Source organism: Xanthomonas sp. SS (assembly GCF_014236835.1).
Lineage (GTDB): Bacteria > Pseudomonadota > Gammaproteobacteria > Xanthomonadales > Xanthomonadaceae > Xanthomonas_A.
Genome location: NZ_CP051190.1, coordinates 4373187 through 4391838 on the forward strand (window position 1 = coordinate 4373187; position 18652 = coordinate 4391838).

Annotated in this window: 20 protein-coding genes; 8 read left to right on the forward strand and 12 right to left on the reverse strand. The window is 68.5% G+C overall.

Features of this window, described 5'->3' with window-relative positions; genetic code table 11:
- Positions 1–70: 70 nt before the first annotated feature.
- Together HEP74_RS18390 and HEP74_RS18395 are read right to left on the reverse strand one after the other, a co-directional pair.
- Positions 71–319 carry a hypothetical protein gene (locus tag HEP74_RS18390; RefSeq protein ID WP_185814085.1) on the reverse strand — a complete coding sequence of 83 codons (249 nt, stop codon included), beginning with the start codon at positions 317–319 and terminating at the stop codon, positions 71–73.
- An 18-nt stretch (positions 320–337) separates the two neighbouring features.
- Entirely contained in the window at positions 338–808 is a 471-nt protein-coding gene (locus tag HEP74_RS18395; protein ID WP_179568814.1) for a hypothetical protein, read from the reverse strand.
- Between the two features lie 207 nt (positions 809–1015).
- Here HEP74_RS18395 and HEP74_RS18400 point away from each other — a divergent pair, with 207 nt between their 5' ends.
- Complete coding sequence (locus HEP74_RS18400) at positions 1016–1585, forward strand: DUF3016 domain-containing protein (RefSeq protein WP_185814086.1); 570 nt, start codon at positions 1016–1018, stop codon at positions 1583–1585.
- Between the two features lie 315 nt (positions 1586–1900).
- Here HEP74_RS18400 and alr read toward each other — a convergent pair whose 3' ends face one another.
- Positions 1901–2974, reverse strand: a complete 1074-nt coding sequence (gene alr / locus HEP74_RS18405; protein WP_185814087.1) for an alanine racemase — start codon at positions 2972–2974, stop codon at positions 1901–1903.
- Entirely contained in the window at positions 2953–4260 is a 1308-nt protein-coding gene (locus HEP74_RS18410; protein ID WP_185814088.1) for a D-amino acid dehydrogenase, read from the reverse strand. The genes alr and HEP74_RS18410 overlap by 22 nt, the downstream gene beginning before the upstream one ends.
- A 148-nt stretch (positions 4261–4408) precedes the next feature.
- Here HEP74_RS18410 and HEP74_RS18415 point away from each other — a divergent pair, with 148 nt between their 5' ends.
- Positions 4409–4888 carry an Lrp/AsnC ligand binding domain-containing protein gene (locus HEP74_RS18415; RefSeq protein ID WP_185814089.1) on the forward strand — a complete coding sequence of 160 codons (480 nt, stop codon included), beginning with the start codon at positions 4409–4411 and terminating at the stop codon, positions 4886–4888.
- A 358-nt stretch (positions 4889–5246) separates the two neighbouring features.
- Here HEP74_RS18415 and HEP74_RS18420 read toward each other — a convergent pair whose 3' ends face one another.
- Together HEP74_RS18420 and HEP74_RS18425 are read right to left on the reverse strand one after the other, a co-directional pair.
- Positions 5247–5624: a baeRF12 domain-containing protein gene (locus tag HEP74_RS18420; protein ID WP_185814090.1), complete on the reverse strand. Its 378-nt coding sequence runs from the start codon at positions 5622–5624 to the stop codon at positions 5247–5249.
- Between the two features lie 174 nt (positions 5625–5798).
- Positions 5799–6257, reverse strand: coding sequence for a hypothetical protein (locus tag HEP74_RS18425; RefSeq protein ID WP_185814091.1), 459 nt, complete (start codon positions 6255–6257; stop codon positions 5799–5801).
- 138 nt (positions 6258–6395) lie between these two features.
- Here HEP74_RS18425 and msrB point away from each other — a divergent pair, with 138 nt between their 5' ends.
- The 3 genes from msrB to motB all read left to right on the forward strand — a co-directional run bounded on the left by msrB (position 6396) and on the right by motB (position 9501).
- Positions 6396–6860 carry a peptide-methionine (R)-S-oxide reductase MsrB gene (gene msrB, locus HEP74_RS18430; RefSeq protein WP_185814092.1) on the forward strand — a complete coding sequence of 155 codons (465 nt, stop codon included), beginning with the start codon at positions 6396–6398 and terminating at the stop codon, positions 6858–6860.
- A 549-nt stretch (positions 6861–7409) separates the two neighbouring features.
- The gene (gene motA, locus HEP74_RS18435) at positions 7410–8264 is read left to right on the forward strand and encodes a flagellar motor stator protein MotA (protein ID WP_185814093.1); all 855 of its coding nucleotides are present in this window, start codon (positions 7410–7412) and stop codon (positions 8262–8264) included.
- 10 nt (positions 8265–8274) lie between these two features.
- The gene (gene motB, locus HEP74_RS18440; protein ID WP_185814094.1) at positions 8275–9501 is read left to right on the forward strand and encodes a flagellar motor protein MotB; all 1227 of its coding nucleotides are present in this window, start codon (positions 8275–8277) and stop codon (positions 9499–9501) included.
- A gap of 236 nt (positions 9502–9737) precedes the next feature.
- Here motB and HEP74_RS18445 read toward each other — a convergent pair whose 3' ends face one another.
- Complete coding sequence (locus HEP74_RS18445; RefSeq protein WP_255427786.1) at positions 9738–10403, reverse strand: hypothetical protein; 666 nt, start codon at positions 10401–10403, stop codon at positions 9738–9740.
- A gap of 483 nt (positions 10404–10886) precedes the next feature.
- Between HEP74_RS18445 and HEP74_RS18450 the strand changes: the two genes are divergently transcribed.
- On the forward strand, positions 10887–11426 hold the full coding sequence (locus tag HEP74_RS18450; protein WP_185814096.1) for a hypothetical protein: 540 nt from the start codon (positions 10887–10889) through the stop codon (positions 11424–11426).
- An 8-nt stretch (positions 11427–11434) separates the two neighbouring features.
- Entirely contained in the window at positions 11435–11719 is a 285-nt protein-coding gene (locus HEP74_RS18455) for a DUF4031 domain-containing protein (RefSeq protein WP_145705080.1), read from the forward strand.
- 584 nt (positions 11720–12303) lie between these two features.
- On the opposite strand, the gene HEP74_RS18460 is transcribed toward HEP74_RS18455, so the two are convergent.
- Positions 12304–12849, reverse strand: coding sequence for a DUF6630 family protein (locus tag HEP74_RS18460; RefSeq protein WP_185814097.1), 546 nt, complete (start codon positions 12847–12849; stop codon positions 12304–12306).
- A gap of 146 nt (positions 12850–12995) precedes the next feature.
- Between HEP74_RS18460 and HEP74_RS18465 the strand changes: the two genes are divergently transcribed.
- On the forward strand, positions 12996–13238 hold the full coding sequence (locus tag HEP74_RS18465; RefSeq protein WP_185814098.1) for a DUF3297 family protein: 243 nt from the start codon (positions 12996–12998) through the stop codon (positions 13236–13238).
- Positions 13239–13576: 338 nt separating this feature from the next.
- On the opposite strand, the gene HEP74_RS18470 is transcribed toward HEP74_RS18465, so the two are convergent.
- The 4 genes from HEP74_RS18470 to HEP74_RS18485 all read right to left on the reverse strand — a co-directional run bounded on the left by HEP74_RS18470 (position 13577) and on the right by HEP74_RS18485 (position 18437).
- Positions 13577–14599, reverse strand: coding sequence for an IS5 family transposase (locus tag HEP74_RS18470; RefSeq protein WP_185814099.1), 1023 nt, complete (start codon positions 14597–14599; stop codon positions 13577–13579).
- A 210-nt stretch (positions 14600–14809) separates the two neighbouring features.
- Positions 14810–15571, reverse strand: coding sequence for an ABC transporter permease (locus HEP74_RS18475; protein WP_185814100.1), 762 nt, complete (start codon positions 15569–15571; stop codon positions 14810–14812).
- The gene (locus HEP74_RS18480; protein WP_179568844.1) at positions 15568–16515 is read right to left on the reverse strand and encodes an ABC transporter ATP-binding protein; all 948 of its coding nucleotides are present in this window, start codon (positions 16513–16515) and stop codon (positions 15568–15570) included. The genes HEP74_RS18475 and HEP74_RS18480 overlap by 4 nt, the downstream gene beginning before the upstream one ends.
- A 284-nt stretch (positions 16516–16799) precedes the next feature.
- Positions 16800–18437: a Na+/H+ antiporter gene (locus HEP74_RS18485; protein WP_185814101.1), complete on the reverse strand. Its 1638-nt coding sequence runs from the start codon at positions 18435–18437 to the stop codon at positions 16800–16802.
- Positions 18438–18652 lie beyond the last annotated feature (215 nt).

Consider the following 18652-nt stretch of genomic DNA (forward strand, 5'->3'; position numbering starts at 1 on the left):
CCTGCATCTTGTTAAGCCGCTCCGCTGCCGTCAAGCCGGCCAGGCTGGCCGGCGCTGCAGCGGCGCCGGGTCACCAGAGAAAAGCGACGACCAGCACGATCCCGAGCAGCGACAGTGCGATACCGGCGATGACGCCCCATTGGGTCAGCCGCGCGCTGCGCAGTGCCTGCTCTTCCAGCCAGCGCTCGGCTTCCTGCCGCCACGACGGCGGCGGCGACTGGTCCAGCATCTGCTGCACCCGCGCCACGCCGAGTTCGCGGCATTGCTGCCGGCACTGTTCGGGCGCGGTGACGTCGTCGGGCGAGATTGCATAGGACATGCGCGGTCTCCCTATTCTCTAGCCCAGCGTGAAACGCGGGCTGTCGCTGGCCAGTTCGTGCTCCACCGCCATCCGCGCCAGGCGCGTGTAATTGGCGCGCGGACCGGCGCCGCGGCCGACGATCAGGCCCAGGTATTCCAGGCCGGTCCAGACCCGCGCCTTCCACTCGACCCCGCTCTCGGCCAAGACCAGGGTCAGCGAGTAGCGGAACGCCTGCCCCTGCGGACTGCGGTAGGCATAGATCGGCGGGAACTGCACCGCCACGTCCTGCTGCTCGCCCAGCGAGGCCAGGTAGCGGCGCAGTTCCTGGCGCACGTCTTCGCCCGGGTTCAGGCGCAGGTGGCGTGCGGCCGCATCCAGGTCCGCTTGCTGATCGACGAAACTGGCCGCGCCGCTCGCCGGGCTGTGCCCGTGCCGCTTGGCCCAGTCGATGAACTGCAGGCGGACGTCCGACGCTGCGTGGGCCTGGTGGAACAGCGGCATCTTCATGCGGTCGATCCCCGAATCGTGTTCATGTGTGAATGTGCGCATGGTCGCGCGGGCGGCGTGAAGCACGCGGCGAGGCAGCGTGAACCGCATGTCACATGCCAGGGCCCATGAACCGACGGAGAACGAGCGCGGCCGGTGGCCGCGTCGCGATTGCGGCGGCGCCCGCGCAGGCACACACTGACGGTGCCGTTTCCGTGGAGATCCGCGATGAAGATCCGATATGCCTGGACGGCGCTGGCCCTGGTCTGCCTGGTGGCAGGCGGCGCTTCCGCCGAAATCCGCAACGTCACCGATCCGCAGGCCGTGCGCAGCACCGAAGGCGACAGCCCGGTGCAGGTGCGCTGGACCGACCCCGCCGCCCTCAGCGAACTGCGCTACAGCCGCAATCGCTGGGAAGCGCAGCGCGGCGACTGGGTGCGCGACCTGGCCGATTACCTGCAGCAACGCGCCAGCAAGCAGCTGGCGCCCGGCCAGCGGCTGGAGGTGGAGCTGACCGACATCAAGCGCGCCGGCGACTACGAGTCCTGGCACGGTCCGCAATGGAACGATGTGCGGGTCATGCGCGACATCTACCCGCCGCGGATCAGCCTGAATTTCACCCTGTACGGCGCCGACGGACAGGTGCTGGAACAGGGCGAGCGCAAGCTGCTCGACAGCAGCTACCTGATGAACAGCTCGATCGGCCTGAACACCGACCCGCTGCGCTACGAGAAGCGGATGTTTGACGATTGGCTGCGCCGCGAGTTCCGCGACAAGGCGGCGGTGGCCGAGCGCTGAGCGGGTGGCGTGCCTTCGGGTACTCGTTTGTCGCGGCTGAAGCCGCTCCTACAGAAGAGCCGAGGACACGCCGCGGCGCGCCTCTCTGTGGGAGGGACTCCAGTCCCGACGCTGTCTGGTTGAGGCACATCCACCGCTTCGCTCGTCGCGACTGAAGTCGCTCCCACAGTCGCTTGTGGGACGCATGCCGGAGCACTGCGGGAGGGGCTTCAGCCCCGGCGGTCTCCGAAGCCGAAGGTCTATCGATCAGATTGTCGCGGCCAAAGCCGCTCCCGCAACAGGCTGCGTGGCACCGGTCAGGCGCGAGCGCGCCGCTCAGCCGTCCAGGTACTGCCGCGGCGCGCGCTTGAGGCCGCACAGCAGGCGGTAGGCGCTTGAACTGCAGCGCGCCGCCAGGGTATCGATGCGCGGCTGCGCGCCCCACAGCTGTACCTCGCTGCCGAGTCCGGCCTGCGGGTGCTCGGTGAGGTCCACGGTCAGCATGTCCATCGACACCCGCCCGATCAGCGCGCCGGGCGCGCCGTCGATCAGCACCGGCGTGCCGTTCGGCGCGAACTGCGGATAGCCGTCGGCATAGCCCATCGCCACCACGCCGACCCGGGTCGGCCGCGGCGCGACGAAACGCGCGCCGTAGCCCACCGGCTCGCCGACTGCCAGCTCGCGCACCGCGATGACCCTGGACTGCAGGGTCATCACCGGGCGCAGCTCGCCCGGCAGTTCGGCACCGGCGGCGAACGGGTCGGCGCCGTACAGCATCAGCCCGGGGCGGCCCCAGTCGCTGTGCAGTTGCGGCCAGCCCAGCAGGCCCGGCGAATTGCACAGGCTGGTCTCGCCGGCCAGGCCGGCGGTGGCCTGGCGGAACACCTCGGCCTGCTCCAGGGTGCGCGCGCTGTCCAATTCGTCGGCGCGCGCGAAGTGACTCATCAGCACCAGCCGTTCGACCTGCGGCAGCACGCTCAGCCGCGCGTGCGCGGCACGGAATTCGTCCGGCGCCAGGCCCAGCCGGTGCATGCCGCTGTCCAGCTTCAGCCACAGGCACAGCGGCTGCGGCGCGGCATAGGCGGCGACGGCCTCCACCTGCCACGGCGAGGCCACCGCGCACCACAGCCGGTGCTCGGCGATCAGCGGCAGTTCGTCGGCGTCGAAGAACCCTTCCAGCAGCAGGATCGGCACGGCGATGCCGGCCTGGCGCAGTTCCAGCGCCTCCTCGATGCAGGCCACCGCGAAGCCGTCGGCCTCCGCTTCCAGCGCACGCGCGCAGGCCACCGCGCCGTGTCCGTAGGCATCGGCCTTGACCACCGCCAGCGCCTTGCCGCCGCCCAGTCGCCGGGCCAGGCGGTAGTTGTGGCGCAGCGCCTGGAGATCGATCAACGCACGGGCTGGGCGCACGAACTTGCCTCTGCGACGGGCGCCGAGGCGCCGCGCGAATAACGGAAAATGTCCAGGCCCTCGCCGCTGATCTGCGGCTGGCGCTGGGCGATCAGGTCGGCCAGATAGCGGCCGGAGCCGCAGGCCATGGTCCAGCCGAGGGTGCCGTGGCCGGTGTTGAGGAACAGGTTGCGGTAGCCGGTGGCGCCGACCACCGGGGTGCCGTCGGGCGTGGCCGGGCGCAGCCCGGTCCAGAATTCGGCGCGGGCCAGGTCGCCGCCGCGCGGGTACAGGTCGTTCACTACGTTTTCCAGGGTGGCGCGGCGGCGCGCCGGCAGCGACAGGTCGAAGCCGGCCAGTTCGGCCATGCCGCCGACGCGGATGCGCTGGTCGAAGCGGGTGATCGCCACTTTGTAGGTTTCGTCGAGGATGGTGGACATCGGGGCCAGCGCCGCGTCGCGGATCGGCAACGTCAGCGAATAGCCCTTCAACGGATACACCGGCAGGCGGATGCCCAGCGGCGCGAGCAGCTGCGGAGAATAGCTGCCCAGGGCGACCACGTAGCGGTCGGCGCGTTCCAGGCGGCCGCCGATGCGCACGCCGTCGAGGCGGTCGCCATCGGCATGCAGGCCGTCGATCGTCTCGCCGTAGCGGAACTGCACGCCGGCCGCGGCGGCCAGCGCGGCCAGGCGCTGGGTGAACAGGCGGCAGTCGCCGGTCTGGTCGTTGGGTAGGCGCAGCGCGCCGACCAGGGTGGCCGGGGCGCTGGCCAGCGCCGGCTCGATTCGGGCGATGCCGGCGCGGTCGAGCAGTTCGTAGGGCACGCCGTACTCGCGCAGCACCTCGATGTCCTTGGCCGCGCCGTCCAGCTGCGCCTGGGTGCGGAACAGCTGGGTGGTGCCGAGCTGGCGGCCTTCGTATGCGATGCCGGTGTCGGCGCGCAGCTGGTCCAGGCAATCGCGGCTGTATTCGGACAGCCGCACCATGCGCGCCTTGTTGATCGCATAGCGCTCGGCGGTGCAGTTGCGCAGCATCTGCGCCAGCCACAGGTACTGGTGGATGTCGCCAGTGGGGGTGATGGCAAGCGGCGCATGGCGCTGGAACAGCCATTTCAGCGCCTTCAGCGGCACCCCGGGCGCGGCCCACGGCGAGGCGTAGCCGGGCGACACCTGGCCGGCGTTGGCATAGCTGGTTTCCAGCGCCGCCGCGGGCTGGCGATCGACCACCGTCACCTCGCAGCCGCTGCGCGCCAGATACCACGCTGTGGCCGTGCCGATCACACCGCTGCCGAGAACCAGAACGCGCATGCGCTTACCTCTGTCGGATCAAATCCCTGGCTGAATGGCGCCAGAGATGGGTTTAGGCGCAGTATATGGAGCGCAAGCCAGGATTTTCCGCTAATTTTCGAATACCCGGCAGGTCAATCCCCTGCCCCAGCCCACCGAGACCCGCGTCATGGCCGCACGCACCCGCGAACTGGACAAGATCGACCGCAAGATCCTGCGCATTCTGCAGCAGGAAGGGCGTATTTCCTTCACCGAGCTGGGCGAGCGGGTCGGCCTGTCGACCACGCCGTGCACCGAGCGGGTGCGCCGGCTGGAACGCGACGGCGCCATCACCGGCTACTACGCGCGGCTGGACCCGCACTTCCTCAAGGCCAGCCTGCTGGTGTTCGTGGAGATCAGCCTGGCCTACAAGTCCGGCGACATCTTCGAGGAATTCCGCCGCGCCGCCTTGAAGCTGCCCAACGTGCTGGAGTGCCACCTGGTCTCCGGCGACTTCGACTACCTGCTCAAGGCGCGGATCAGCGAGATGGCCTCGTACCGCAAGCTGCTCGGCAGCACCTTGCTGACCCTGCCGCACGTGCGCGAGTCGAAGAGCTACATCGTGATGGAAGAGGTGAAGGAGACGCTGAGCCTGCCGATCGCCGACTGAGCGTGAGCCCCTCTCCCGCCGGCGACCGAAGGAGGTCCCGTGGGAGAGAGGGGTTGGGGTGAGGGTGCGGCGCGAAGCGGCTCGCGGAGTTTGGGTGCACGAGGCTGCGCCCGTACCCTCATCCGCCCCTGCGGGGCACCTTCTCCCGAGGGGAGAAGGGAACAGGCGCTGGCCCCTCTCCCATCGGGAGAGGGGTTGGGGTGAGGGTACGGCGCGAAGCGTCTCGCAGAGTTTGGGTGCACGAGGCTGCGCCCGTACCCTCATCTACCCTTCGGGCACCTTCCCCCCAAAAGGGGCCATGGTCCCGAGGGGAAAAGGGGTTAGGCGCATGCCAAATCGGCCTGCGCGAGGGACACGCTTACGCCAGCAGCTTTTCCAGCTCGTCGCGCGAGGTGTGCGCATGGTTCTTGGCAAGTTCCGACACCACCCGCTTCTGGACTTCCTTGTGCAGCAGCGGCCGCAGCTGGCCCAGGGTCTGCGGGTCGGCGACCAGCACCAGGTGCTCGAAGTCGCTGCGCAGCGCGCTCTGGTACAGGCGCTCGGCCAGCTGGCGGACGAAGCCGGCCTCGTCCATGGTCATCGGCCGGTCGCCGTCTTCGACGCCCTCGATCGGCGTGGGCGTCAGCACTTCGGTCTGCTCCAGCAGCGAGGTCTGGCCGGCCAGATTAGTGCGGAATAGGCGGGCGCTGGCGCGGTCGGCGACGACCACCAGGGTGTTGTCGGGAAGCTTGCTCATCGGTTCTCCTAGCGAAGGTGCGGCGCAGGCACCGGTGGCACCTGCGTGCAGGCAGTCTAGGAACCGGTTCGTGAGGATTGCGGCCACGGAACGTTCGCCGCGCGTTCACGTGAGCGCAACGGATCGCCCGGGCGCACGGCACACCGGCTGTGCGGGCATGTCTGCGTCGTCCGGCTACTCGTCGATGCGCTGGCCGTCGCCGCTGGGCACGGTGCTGTAGTAGCGGCCGCTGCGCGTGTCCAGCACGCGGTTGGGACCGACCTGCACCGCGCCGGGAATGACGCGGCCGCCACGGTCGTAGAGCTTGACCGGCTGCCGGTCGGTTGCGGCATTGACGCCGTTGGCGGATGCCGGCTTGGCCTTGGTTGGCTTGTGCGCGGACGATTGTGGCGACTGCGGGCGGTCATCTAGGCTGGACGACACCGGTGCGGCCTTCGGCGCGGACTGCGACGGCTGCGGCCGGTCGTTCAGGCCGGACGACACGGGGGCGGCCCTGGTGGCCGGCGCCGACTGCAGTGCGGTCGATTGCCGCGTGGCGGTCGGCGAGGACGGTGCCGAATCGAGGCTCTGCGCCGTCGCCAGCGCCGGGGCCAGCAACGCGATGGCGGCCATGCGAACGAGGGAAGGATGCACAACAGCTCCGTAGCACGGTGATCGGGAAGCCGACGCTAGCGCAACCAGGGCGCCACGTCGATGCCCCGCCGCTGCGGCTTGATCGCGGCAGCGGCGCCCTCATCTTGTGCCCATCCTTCCGCGCCACAGGCCCCTGCCATGAGCCGATTCGACCTCACGCCTCCCTCGCCCGCCGAACGCGAGCGCCTGATCGCCGGACTCGACGACGAGGAGCGGCGGGTGCTGCTGCAGCACGGCACCGAGGCGCCGTTCTGCGGCGTGTTCCTGGACAACAAGCTGGAGGGCGTCTACAGCTGCCGGCTGTGCGGGCTGCCGCTGTTCCGTTCCAGCGCCAAATTCGATTCTGGCACCGGCTGGCCCAGCTTCTTCGCGCCCTATCATCCGGCCCATGTGCGCGAGATCCGCGACACCAGCCACGGCATGATCCGCACCGAAATCGTCTGCGCCCGCTGCGACAGCCATCTGGGCCACGTGTTCCCGGACGGCCCGCCGCCGAGCGGCGAGCGGCATTGCCTGAATTCGGTGTCGCTGCACTTCACCGAACAGGGCCAGGCGCTGCCGAACCCGTTGCAGCGCGGCGGCGGCGACACCGAACCGGCCTGACCGGCGCCGACCCGGCGCCGCGGAGGGGATCCATGCGTCCCTCATTGGTTGGTTGCCGATCTTGCCGTGCAGCGCGCGCGGACCCGCAGCCACTTCCGCACCGCACCCAGCCGCCAGCGCGACCCTGCACGCCGATGCGCTGCACGTGCCATGGCACTTCGGCGATAGCGGTGCAGGCCGCGTTCGCTGCGGCGCGCGAAGGCACGGCGATGCCGATGCGCGCCCGTACCTTGCGCATGCATCGGGTCGATGCGGACAACGCTGAGCGCCACGCCGAGGCCAAGACAAGGCGCCCTGTAACCCTTCGTGCGATCCCGCCACGCTTGGCCTGTTCAAGCAACGCAATACGCTCGAGGGTGTGCACCAAGGCAACGGCGCAACCGGCTGAGGCAAGGCCTCCAAACGCCTGCGTACGTCGCCGCAGCGGCGGCAAAAATGACGCCTTCACATGCGTCTTCACGCAGGCGCCGCAGCGCCGCCGCCTTCAGAAAGCCGCCGCCGGGCCGAAATGAAGGTATCCCCGTTCACGGCTCGCAGGCTGCTTCCGCCATGCTCATCATTGTTGGCTTCCTTGTCGTCATCATCAGCGTGGTCGGCGGCTACGTGCTCTCGCACGGCAAGCTCGGCGCGCTGTGGCAGCCCTACGAATTGCTGATCATCGGCGGCGCGGCGCTGGGTGCGTTCCTGGTCAGCACCCCCGGCAAGATCGTGAAGGCGACCTTCGTCGACATCGCCGGCGTGTTCAAGGGCCCGAGGTACAAGTCCGACGACTACCGCGCCACCCTGACCCTGATCTACGAACTGCTGAACAAGGCGCGGCGCGACGGCTTCATGGCGCTGGAAGATCACGTGGAGAAACCGGCCGAGAGCGCGATCTTCAGCAACTACCCGAAGGTGCTGGCCGACCACCACCTGCTCGACTTCATCACCGACTGCCTGCGCCTGATGATCGGCAGCAACATCGAGCCGCACGAACTGGAGCCGCTGCTGGAACTGGAGCTGGAGAAGCATCACCACGAGGCGATGGCACCGGCGCATGCGTTGAGCAAGGTCTCCGACGGTCTGCCCGGCTTCGGCATCGTCGCCGCGGTGTTGGGCATCGTCATCACCATGGGCTCGATCGGCGGCCCGATCGAAGAGATCGGCCATCACGTCGGCGCCGCGCTGGTCGGCACCTTCCTCGGCATCCTGCTGGCCTACGGCTTCGTCGCCCCGCTGGCGGCGGCGATGGAAGCGCGCGCCGAACAGGACAGCCGCATCTTCGAGTCGGTGAAGACCGCCCTGCTGGCCTGCCTGCGCGGCTACAACCCGAAGATCGCGCTGGAGTTCGCACGCAAGACCCTGCCGAGCAACGTGCGGCCGAGCTTCGCGGACTTCGAGACGCACCTGAAGACGATCAAGTAGCGCTGCCGTCATGCCCGAAGCCAAAGCTACCGTCGTCATCCGCCGGGTCAAGAAGGTCCAGGGCGGCGGCCATCATGGCGGCGCCTGGAAGGTGGCGTTCGCCGACTTCGTGACCGCGATGATGGCGTTCTTCCTGGTGCTGTGGCTGGTCGCGGCCACCACCAAGGAACAGCGCATGGCGATCTCCGAATACTTCCGCAATCCCAGCCCGCTGGAGGGCAAAAGCCCGGCGCCGAGTCCGGGCATGGCCGGTCCCGGCGGCGCAAGCACCTCGATGATCAAGCTCGGCGGCAGCGCCGACATACAGCGCGGCAACAACAAGGATCCGTTCGGCAGCAAGAGCCTGACGGGCGACACGGAAAGCAAGACGGCGCAACGCGAGAAGGAAAAGCAGCGGCTGGAAACGCTGATGCAGGAGCTGAAGGAAGCGATCGACAAGAGCCAGGCGCTGGAACCGTTCAAGGACCAGTTGCTGCTGGACCTGACCCCGGACGGCCTGCGCATCCAGATCGTGGACAAGGAGAACCGGCCGATGTTCGACATCGGCAGCGCGGTGCTCAAGCCCTATACCCGCGACATCCTGCACGAGCTGTCCAGCTTCATCAACGAAGTACCCAACCACATCAGCATCACCGGCCACACCGACGTCACCCAGTACAGCGGCAAGAACGGCTACAGCAACTGGGAGCTGAGCGCCGACCGCGCCAATGCGGCGCGGCGCGAGCTGGTCGTTGGCGGCATGGGCGAGGACAAGGTCTCGCGCGTGGTCGGCCTGTCGTCCTCGATCCTGTTCGACAAACAGAATCCGGACAACCCGATCAACCGCCGCATCAGCATCGTGGTGATGACCAAGGACGCCGAGGATGCGGCGCTGGCCGGCAGCGATCACGCCGTGGCGCTGGGCCAGCGGCAGAACGATGCCGACACCAAGATGCCGGACCTGAGCGCTGGCGCTGCCGCTGCGCCGCCGGTGCGGGCTGCGACTTCGACCACGGTTGCGACTGCAGTTCCGACTGCGACTCCGGCAGCGAATGCCGCTGCCCCGGCGGCAAACATCGCCAAGCAAGCGACGGTGACGATCGCGCCGCCGCGCACCACTTCACCGGAGGCCGCAGCCGACGCCGCCCGCGAAGCGATCCGCGCGGTCAACAGCGTCACCGGCAACACGCCGCGCAGCAGTGCCGTGCCGTCGCCGGCAACGGCCGCCGCCGCCGCCGAGAGTCCCGCGCAACGCTGAGGCTTTTCCTCTCGGGTTTACACGACCTGCTGAGCTCCGGCCACGGCCGGAGCTGTTCTGATCGAGCCAGGTCGCGAGCAACTCCTGCAAGAAGCTCGCGGCTATGGCGTCGCGGTTCCCGACTTCGCTCGTCGCGGCTGAAGCCGCTCCTACAAGGACTCGTGGCCAACTTGCCGGTGCACTGCAGGAGGGGTTTCTACGCCGACGGATAACCAGCTGCGCGCCCGCAGCGCGCCTCACTGCGGCAGCGGTTGTGCCACGCCCTGCGCGATCGCCTGGCGGGTGATGCGTTCGATGTCGCGTTGCAGCGCCGCGTTGGCGACCTGCTGGCGCTTTGCCAGCACTTCCTGTTGCCGGGCCAAGCCCTCCTGTTGCTCGGCCAATGCCGATTGGCGCGTTTCCAGCGCAGCCATCTGCTGCGCGAAGTCCGCATGCGCGGCATCGGTACGTGCCGCGGATTGGGCAGCGGCCTGGCCGCCGCTGGCGGCAAGTCGTGCCTGCTCGCCAGCGCGCCTGGCTTCCTCCATCGCCTGGCCTGCCTGGCCCTGCGCGATGGCGCCCTGTTGCCGGCCGATCTCGCCCTGGCGCGTGCCCAGCCGCCCCTGCCGCTCGCCCAGTTCGCCCTGTTGCCGCCCCAGCGCTTCGACCGGCGCGTAGGCGGCCTTTAGCTGCTGGATCGTGGCCGCATCGCGCACCACGTAGCGCTTGCCGTCCCTGCGGATCCACCACAGCGTCTCGTCGCCGTGGCGCGCGCGCCGCGCCTCGCGCAGGTCGTCGCTGCTGCCGTACATGTTGGTGCTGGATTGTTCGAACAACACCGACGCGTTGCGGCGATCGTCGGACAGGGTGATGGTGGAACTGCTCGTCACCCGATGCGCGCCGGCCACGGGCGCGGGCGGCACCGGTGGCACCGGTGGCACCGGTGGCACGGGCGGAACAGGCGGAACAGGCGGCGCTGCGGGCGACGCCGGTTCGGCTGGTTCGGCGATGTCGGTGGTTGCATCCTGGGCGCTCGCCGGCACGGACGCGATCGCGCCGGCCGTGGCGCCGGCCAGGACCAGCAATGCGGCGCCGCGGCGCCAGAGCGGGATGTTCGAGTGCAGCATGGCGGATCTCCTTGTGGGCATGACGGATGGACGAAGCGATGGCCTAAGCCGTGGCGACCAGCGGCCCGAGCGGCGACGCGAACCGCGCGTCGCCGAGCTCCGCAGATGCACCTCTGCCGTGGCTGCGAATCCGCTGCTCGCGCAGCGGGCAACGGCATCAGGGCTGGATAGCTACAGCTGTAGTCAAACTAGCCATGCCTACAAATGTAGTCAAGCCTGCCGAAGGTCATGCCTAGCCACCCCGCTTACAATGGCGGTCACTCCGCGAGCGAGACGAACGTGTCCAAGCAATCCAAAGCCAAGCGCGACAAGCGCAAGAAGCAGCAACCCAAGCGCGCATTTGCCCGACTGGGCCGCGACCAGCCCATCGCCAACCACGCCGTGCTGCAGGACGAGAGCGGCCGCGTGCTGGCCGCGATCGGCCTGCAGGGCACCGAATGGCTGCTGTCGGTCGGCGGCCAGACCATGGGCAACGCCGACAACCCCGTGCCGATGCTGGCGATGCTCAAACACCTGGCCAACGTGCAGGAGCAGGAAGGCAACACCATCACCCTGGACTATTCGACCCAGTTGCAGCAGATGATCGACGACCTCGCCGCCGATGAGGGCAAGACCGCGGCCGAGTATCTGGACGCGCTGGTCGCCGAGTTCGCCGAGAGCGATGGCGACGCGGCCGAAGAAGAAGATGGCGTTGCCGAGGCCGGCGACGATGCTGCCGACGGCGCGGATGCCGAGGCATCGGCGGGCGAGGCAGAAAGCGACGCGGTGGCGACCCCGGACGCCGAAGCAGACGCCGACGGCAAGCACAAGCCAGCCTGATCGGCGCGATGGCGGTCTACATCGACGATGCGGTGCATCCCTGGCGCGGCCAGCGCTGGGGACACCTGCTTGCCGATACGCTGGACGAACTGCATGCGATGGCGGCGCGGCTGGGCATTCCCCGCCGCGCCTTCCAGAACAAGCTCAGCGGCGCGCACTACGACGTGCCCGCCGCCTTGCGCGACGAAGCGATCCGGCTCGGCGCGGTGCCGGTGTCCCGGCACACCGATCGCGCCCTGATGAAGGCGCTGATCCGCCAGGCCCGCGCGCAGGCGCGCGGCGAGGCCGATTGAACATTTATGGCGGCATTGGAGCACGGCGCATGGCTGTGGCGCGGGCTTGCGGATGCATTGGGGCGTCGCTTCGGGCAGCGGCCGTCGCGGTTGCTGCTCGCGGCTCCGCTCGTCGCGGCTGAGGTCGCTCCCACAGGGAGGTGCGGATGCTCGCTGGTGCACTGCTTCGGATGCCTGGCTGGTGTGCTGTAGGAGGGGCTTCAGCCCGACATTCGCCGAAAAAGCAGTGCAGTTCCAGGCTCCATTGTCGCGGCTGAAGCCGCTCCTACAAAGAGCTTGCGGCAAGCTGGCTGGGTGCACTGTGGGAGGGACTTCAGTCCCGACTGCATCCAAAGTCGGAAAATCCACCGCTTTGCTCGTCGCGACTGAAGTCGCTCCCACAGGGAGCTGCGGATGCTTGCTGGTGCACCGCTTCGGATGCTTGGCTGGTGCGCTGTAGGGCTTCAGCCCGGACACCCGCCGAAGCCGGTGTAGTTCCGGGCTCCGTTCGTCGCGGCTGAAGCCGCTCCTACAGGGAGCTTGCGGCAAGCTGCTGGGTGCACTGCGGGAGGGACTTCAATCCCCGCTCGCCCGGCGGAGCATGCCTAGAACGGGTCGCTGCCCGGGCGCAGGTCGATGCCCAGGATCGCGGCCAGGCGCTGCATGTCCTCGTCGTCGCGGCTGAGCGCCATCCAGCCGGCGCGGTCGTCGTTGCCGGTGTCCCAGCACCAGATGCTGTAGCCGTACTCGCGCAGGCGATCGTAGGCCACCGCCAGCAGCGAGGCGGTGTCGTGGGCGCCGAGGAAGTCCTCGTCGTCGATGTCGCCGCCCCAGTCCAGGCGCAGGTTCCAGCGCGCGGCCAGTTCGTTGATCGCGCCGATCAGCGCTTCGCTGTCGCCGCCGTCCACGTAGAAGCCGGAGGTCCAGTCGATGGCATCCTTCAGCGTCCACAGCCAGCCGTCGCCGTCGCTCTCCCCCTCGCCCGCCGCCTCGCGGTAGGCGTTGAACTGGCGCAGCGCGGTCTCGTCGTCGCCGGGATTGATCAGCAGCAGCAGGTTCCAGATCAGCCCCTGCTGGGTATCCGGATCGTCGTCGTCCGCGTCGCCGCTGAGGTCGTCGGGGTCTTCGTAGTCGGCGCTGTTGTCGGGCATGGCGGCGGATCGGGCAGTGCGGGACGCGCAGTGTGACGCGCCGGGCGCGGCGACGGAAGCGCGGCGAAACTCGGCAGCGGCGCCGCAGGCGTTTATCCTTCGCCCCCGGAAGACGGCGCCACCCGCCGCCAAGCGAACCCACGACGATGAGCGATACCCCTCCCGATCACCTGGCGATCAGCCCGCAGAGCCCGTTCCACGACGCCGAGGCGCTGGCGCGCGGCGTCGGCATCCGCTTCAACGGCGTGGAGCGCGACAACGTGGAGGAGTATTCGGTCAGCGAAGGCTGGATCCGCGTGCAGGTCGGCAAGGCGCGCGACCGCCGCGGCAATCCGATGACGATGAAGATCAAGGGCGCCGTCGAGGCGTACTACCTCGAGACCAACTGACCGCGCAGGCGCGGCGAGCGCGCGACAGTGTGCGATGGCAGCTGCCGCGTTGGCGATCGATGCGCTCAGGGTGGCCATGGTCTGCCCCCCCTGTCGTGTGACGCGGCTCGTGTTGATGCGGTCGGGCGGGCGCATCGCTTCCACCTGCGCAGCAGGCCGGGGACGTAGTCACCGACCTGTTCTGTCGCGGCTGAAGGGCACCTCGAACAACCCATAGTTTCATCACTATGAGCCGCGAATGGGCAGCGTCAGCGTGTCTTGAGGACGACTTCGGTGTATTGCCGGCTTGCTGGATGGCATTGATGTGCCAGGTAAGGCGGCCGTCGGCCGCCTTCTAATCACGCCGGCACGATGCCGCGATGCTGCAGCCGCGCCAGCCGCATCAGGTTGTGACTGGCGACCTTCAACCCGATCACCACCGTGGCCCGTGCCAACCCGATGGTGCGCAGGCATTTACCGCCCTGCTGCGCCAGCCGCGCGAACGGGTGTTCGCCGAACACCCGGTCCTTGGCAAGCCGCCGGTTGCGGCGCTGTTCGGCCGCGCTTAGCGGCTTGCGCGCCTGGCCCTGGTGCTGAATGGCCGACCGATAGCCGCGTTGCGTCAGATCGGCCTCCCGCGATGCGTCGGCATAGCCACTGTCGGCCCACACCGTGCGTCCGCGATTGCTGGGGTCCAGCACCTCCTCGAAGTGTCGGCTGTCATGCACGTTGGCTGCGCTCACCGCATGGCGGCGGATGAAGCCCCAACGCCGATCGGTGCTGGCGTGCAGCTTGTAGCCGTAATGCGCCTTGCCGTGCTTGCGGGTCCAGCGGGCTTGCACATCCTTCTGCGCCCGCTTGGCGTCGCTCCAGTCTTGGCCTACCTCGCCACCCTGCTTGATCTGTGCGTTCTCCTCGCGCGTGTTGCGTTGGATCGGGGCGCTGACGATGCTCGCATCGATGATCTGGCCGCCACGCGCAATGAATCCCGCCCGCTGCAATTGCACGCCGACCGCTGCGCTGATGTCGCCCATCAGATCCTGCGCCTTGAGCCGCTCGCGCCACACCCAGATCGTCTTGGCGTCAGGCACCTTGCCGCTGTGTTCCAGTCCAAGGAACTGCTGGAAACTGCGCCGATCCAGCACCTGGTACTCCAGCGCATCGTCAGAGAGGTTGTACAGCTGCTGCAGCAGCAACAGTTTGATCATGACCACCGTCGGCCAAGCCGGACGGCCCCCTCGCGTACCGGTGCCCAAGGACAGCTTCGCATCGACGGCTTGGGCAATCGCTGCGAAATCGATATGACGCGAAAGCAGGGTCAGCGGGTCGCCTATCTGCTGGCGCTTGGCTTCGCGTTCGTGTCCGGCAAACAAGCTGATCATCGCGCGACCTCGGCTGTTGGCTAAGACCCTATGATGCCAAAGCAGGCAGGTTTTTAGAGGTGCCCTGAAGCCGCTCCTACACAGGGTGCCATGTGGGACTTCGGCCCCGGCAGTGGCCAGATCCGTCCTCGCGTTGCCTCTGCACCGCGCCGGATCGCGGCGGCGGCCCGCGCACAAGCGTCGCGGCGGCAACGCGCGATCGGCGCCGGCTCAGGACTTGAGCCGGTAACCGCTGCGGAAGATCGCCCAGACCACGAGCAGGCACAGCGCCAGGAACACCGCTGTCATGCTCGCGCTGACCGCGATGTGCACGTCGGCCTTGCCGAAGAACGCCCAGCGGAAGCCGCTGACCAGGTACACCACCGGGTTGAACCAGCTGATCTTCTGCCACAAGGGCGGCAGCATGCTGATCGAGTAGAAGCTGCCGCCGAGGAAGGTCAGCGGGGTCACCACCATCAGCGGGATCACCTGCAGCTTCTCGAAGCCGTCGGCCCAGATGCCGATGATGAAACCGAACAGGCTGAAGGTCAGCGCGGTCAGCACCAGGAAGCCGAACATCCACAGCGGATGGGCGATCTCGTAGGGCACGAACGCGCGCGCGGTGAGCAGGATCAGCAGGCCCAGCAGCACCGACTTGCTCGCCGCCGCGCCGACATAGCCGATCACCACCTCCCACCATGCCACCGGCGCCGACAGTACCTCGTAGATGGTGCCGGCCCAGCGCGGCATGTAGATGCCGAACGAGGCGTTGGACACGCTCTCGTTGAGCAGCGACAGCATCACCAGCCCGGGGATGATGTAGGCGCCGTAGCTGATGCCGTCGATGGCGCCCATGCGCGAGCCGATCGCCGCGCCGAACACCACGAAGTACAGCGAGGTCGACAGCACCGGCGAGGCGATCGACTGGGTCAGCGTGCGGAAGGTGCGTGCCATCTCGAAACGGTAGATCGCGGCGATCGCATGCAGGTTCATGCGCGCGCCTCCGTGCGGCCGGCGGCCGGGCGCACCAGGTTGACGAAGATCTCCTCCAGCGAGCTTTCGCTGGAATGCAGGTCCTTGATCTCCACGCCCTGCTCTTCCAGTTGCCGCAGCAGGCTGCCGATGCCGGTCTGCTCGGCCTGCACGTCGTAGGTGTAGGTCAGCACGGCGCCGTCGGCGGACAGTTCCAGCGGCTGCGCGGCCAGCGCCGCGGGCAGCGCCGGCAGCGGCGCCTGCAGGGTCAGCGCCAGCTGCTTCTTGCCGAGCTTGCGCATCAGCGTGCGCTTGTCCTCCACCAGCACCAGCTCGCCGCGGTTGATCACCCCGACCCGGTCGGCCATGTCCTCGGCTTCCTCGATGTAGTGCGTGGTCAGGATGATGGTGGTGCCCTGCTCGCGCAGGCGCCGCACCATCTGCCACATGTCGTGGCGCAGCTCCACGTCCACGCCGGCGGTGGGTTCGTCCAGGAACAGGATGCTCGGCTCGTGCGCCAGCGCCTTGGCGATCAGCACGCGCCGCTTCATGCCGCCGGACAGGGTGGAGATCTTGCTGTCGCGCTTGTCCCACAGCGACAGCTCGCGCAGCACCTGCTCCAGGTAGGCGGGATTCTTCGGCTTGCCGAACAGGCCGCGGCTGAAGCGCACCGTCGCCCACACCGTCTCGAACGCATCGGTGGCCAGCTCCTGCGGCACCAGGCCGATCTTGGCGCGCGCGGCGCGGTAGTCGCGGACGATGTCGTGGCCGTCGGCCAGCACGGTGCCGGAGCTGGGATTGACCAGGCCGCAGACCACGCTGATCAGCGTGGTCTTGCCGGCGCCGTTGGGCCCGAGCAGAGCGAAGATCTCGCCGCGCTGGATGTCCAGGTCGATGCCTTTCAGCGCCTGGAAGCCACCTTTGTAGGTCTTGGTAAGCTGCTGGATGGAAATGATCGGCGACACACGAACTCCTTGCGCAGCGGTCGGGCACTGCGAGCGCCGACAGGGTAGAGGTCCGCCACGCTCCGATAAACCGCGTTAGGCGGAAGCAGTCTCCCGCATGCGGGATAGTGGCGGGACTCGGGACTCGGGACTCGGGACTCGGGACTCGGGACTCGGGACTCGGGACTCGGGACTCGAAGAGCCTAGCAGCAAGGTCGTCGCGAGCATGACAAGCACAGCATCCGCCAGCCGGGCCAGCATGCAGCGACGCAAACCTCCGAGTCCCGAGTCCCCAGTCCCGGTGTTCAATTTTTCCGCCGCGCCTCCAGCAGATCCAGATTGCGGATCAGCCGGCGCGCGATCTCGTCGGAGATCCTGCGCTGGCGGGTCAGCTTGAACAGTTCCTGGCGTTCGGCCTGCAGGCCGGCGTGGCGCAGTTGGCGCAGCACGTCGTCCAGCCGCCGCGCCTCTTCCGGATCGCTCTCCATCGCCTCGCCGTGGTCGAGGTGGCGCTGGTACAGGGCGCTGACCCGGATCGCCGCCTCGTTGTAGAGGTCGGCATGTTCGCTGTCGTGGACCAGCCGCTGGCGCAGTTTCTCCACCGCCACCAGCGCCGCGCGCGAGGATTCGCGCCGCGCCAGGTCCTCCTCCAGGCGATCGCTGGGTTCCTCCGGCAGTTCCAGGCCGCGCAGCAGCCGCGGCAGCGCCACGCTGGCGACAAGCAGCGAGGTGACGATCACCGCGCTGGCCAGGAAGATCACCAGGTCGCGCGCCGGGAACGCGGCGCCGGTGGGCAGCAGCAGCGGCAGGGTCAGCACGCCGGCCAGGGTGATCGCGCCGCGCACGCCGGCCAGCGAGGCCGCCACCACGATCCGCCACGGTGGACTGAGATGCGCCTCGCCGCGGCGCCGCGCCTTGAGCAGGTTCCAGCGCAGCGACAGCCACACCCACACGAAGCGCAGCAGCAGCAGGCCGACATAGATCGCCAGCGCATAGCCCAGCAACCACCACGGATTGAGGTGCCCGGCCTCGTCGATGTTGTGCACCGCGCCCTGCACGATGCCCGGCAACTGCTCGCCGAGCAGCACGAACATGATGCCGTTGAGGGTGAACTGGACCATGTCCCACACCGCCGAGCGCTGCACGCGCATGCTGCCCGGGGCGCGGCCGCTCAATTCCACGTAGCTCATGCTGATGCCGGCGGCGACCGCGGCGAGGATGCCGGAGGCGTTGATCGCCTCGGCCAGCAGGTAGGCGGCGAACGGCAGCAGCAGGTTGACCAGGATCGCCGCGCCGGGTTCCTCGCCGACCTGGCGCCAGATCCAGCGCTGCGCCAGGCTCGCGCCCAGGGTCACGCCGACGCCGGCGGCGACGCCGACCAGGGACACCCACAGGAAGGTCAGCGAGGCGTCGGCCAGCGAGAACGTGCCGGTCATCGCCGCGGCCACCGCGAACTGGAAGCAGACCAGGCCCGACGCATCGTTGAGCAGCGATTCGCCCTCCAGGATGTGCATCAGCCGCTTCGGGATCGGCGCCCGCGCCGCGATCGAGGACACCGCGATCGGATCGGTCGGCGAGACGACCGCGGCCAGCGCGAACGCCACCGCCAGCGGCATCGCCGGGATCATCCAGTGGATCAGGAAGCCGGCGCCGACCACGGTGAACACCACCAGCCCCAGCGCCAGCTCCAGGATCGCGCCCTTGTCGCGGAACAGGCCCTGCTTGGGGATGCGCCAACCGTCCAGGAACAGCAGCGGCGGCAGGAACAGCAGGAAGAACAGCTCCGGCTCCAGCGCGTAGCCCTTCTTGAACACCCCGGCGATGACCGCGCCCAGACCGATCTGCACCAGCGGCAACGGCAGCGAGAACGGCAGCACGCGCACCAGATAGCCGCTGGCCACCACCGCCAGCAACATCGCCAACACCACTTCGATCGAATGCATGCTCGTCCGGACGGCGGCGCCGCGCCGCCGGCACCGCACCATGAATGGGGGAAGCGGCAAGCAAAGCGCACCGCAGGCGCGATGTCCAGTGGCAGGCACACGCGGCATTTAGGCGGCGGCCCGGAACCGCGCGAGCGCTACGCCCGGTTGGCGGGCAAACCTGCGCGATCCGGCGCCGCAGCGCGGCACGCGCTACCATCGAAGCGATCCGCACG

What these genes read in the sequence shown, in the direction of transcription:
- HEP74_RS18460 (WP_185814097.1), bottom strand. Translation starts at nt 12,849, where the DNA reads ATGCCCGACAACAGCGCCGACTACGAAGACCCCGACGACCTCAGCGGC.
- motA (WP_185814093.1), top strand. Translation starts at nt 7,410, where the DNA reads ATGCTCATCATTGTTGGCTTCCTTGTCGTCATCATCAGCGTGGTCGGC.
- HEP74_RS18420 (WP_185814090.1), bottom strand. Translation starts at nt 5,624, where the DNA reads ATGAGCAAGCTTCCCGACAACACCCTGGTGGTCGTCGCCGACCGCGCC.
- HEP74_RS18465 (WP_185814098.1), top strand. Translation starts at nt 12,996, where the DNA reads ATGAGCGATACCCCTCCCGATCACCTGGCGATCAGCCCGCAGAGCCCG.
- HEP74_RS18390 (WP_185814085.1), bottom strand. Translation starts at nt 319, where the DNA reads ATGTCCTATGCAATCTCGCCCGACGACGTCACCGCGCCCGAACAGTGC.
- HEP74_RS18475 (WP_185814100.1), bottom strand. Translation starts at nt 15,571, where the DNA reads ATGAACCTGCATGCGATCGCCGCGATCTACCGTTTCGAGATGGCACGC.
- HEP74_RS18410 (WP_185814088.1), bottom strand. Translation starts at nt 4,260, where the DNA reads ATGCGCGTTCTGGTTCTCGGCAGCGGTGTGATCGGCACGGCCACAGCG.
- HEP74_RS18455 (WP_145705080.1), top strand. Translation starts at nt 11,435, where the DNA reads ATGGCGGTCTACATCGACGATGCGGTGCATCCCTGGCGCGGCCAGCGC.
- msrB (WP_185814092.1), top strand. Translation starts at nt 6,396, where the DNA reads ATGAGCCGATTCGACCTCACGCCTCCCTCGCCCGCCGAACGCGAGCGC.
- HEP74_RS18400 (WP_185814086.1), top strand. Translation starts at nt 1,016, where the DNA reads ATGAAGATCCGATATGCCTGGACGGCGCTGGCCCTGGTCTGCCTGGTG.
- motB (WP_185814094.1), top strand. Translation starts at nt 8,275, where the DNA reads ATGCCCGAAGCCAAAGCTACCGTCGTCATCCGCCGGGTCAAGAAGGTC.
- HEP74_RS18470 (WP_185814099.1), bottom strand. Translation starts at nt 14,599, where the DNA reads ATGATCAGCTTGTTTGCCGGACACGAACGCGAAGCCAAGCGCCAGCAG.
- HEP74_RS18415 (WP_185814089.1), top strand. Translation starts at nt 4,409, where the DNA reads ATGGCCGCACGCACCCGCGAACTGGACAAGATCGACCGCAAGATCCTG.
- HEP74_RS18395 (WP_179568814.1), bottom strand. Translation starts at nt 808, where the DNA reads ATGAAGATGCCGCTGTTCCACCAGGCCCACGCAGCGTCGGACGTCCGC.
- HEP74_RS18485 (WP_185814101.1), bottom strand. Translation starts at nt 18,437, where the DNA reads ATGCATTCGATCGAAGTGGTGTTGGCGATGTTGCTGGCGGTGGTGGCC.